General features: G+C 44.0%; 1 protein-coding gene. It reads left to right on the top strand.

The window, feature by feature from the left end:
* Positions 1 to 33 precede the first annotated feature (33 nt).
* Positions 34 to 516 (top strand): RHS repeat-associated core domain-containing protein (locus K9U40_RS23405; RefSeq protein ID WP_282892460.1); only part of this gene is annotated, 483 nt, incomplete at its 3' end.

Raw genomic sequence — 516 nt, 5'->3', positions numbered from 1 at the left:
GAGTAATACGATCCTCACGGTGCGGAGCAAGCCATCCGTTTCCAGGGACAGCAACTCGACTCCGAGACGGGGCTGCATTACAACCGTTTTCGATACTACGATCCCGAGGTGGGTCAGTACGTGACCCAGGATCCGATTGGATTGAACGGAGGAGTGAATAAGTCTATATATCCCGTAAATCCTAATTCAAAAATAGATCCTCTCGGCCTAAAGGATAAAGAAGGCGGCTTCTTTTCCAATCTGTTCGGTTGGGGTGGCAAAGCCAGTTCCACCAAAGACGCAATAGATGTTGGAAAAATGATGATTGAAAACAAGAAAATGGAAAAGGAAATAAGAAAGTTAGAAGCTCATCTGGAAGATTGCATTCTTAAATCACCTACATGCCGAACTGAAGAGATGCAGAAGACCGAGGATTCTATAAATGAATTGAGGAAAAATATGTTGAAAAACACAGCCGAGATCACAAAGGTAATGATGGAAACACCGGGAACCTCTGCTGGAGGACCTATACATATA

It is taken from the genome of Xanthobacter autotrophicus, from assembly GCF_030015065.1.
Classification (GTDB): domain Bacteria; phylum Pseudomonadota; class Alphaproteobacteria; order Rhizobiales; family Xanthobacteraceae; genus Xanthobacter; species Xanthobacter autotrophicus_D.
This window is presented reverse-complemented; position numbering and strand designations above follow the sequence as displayed.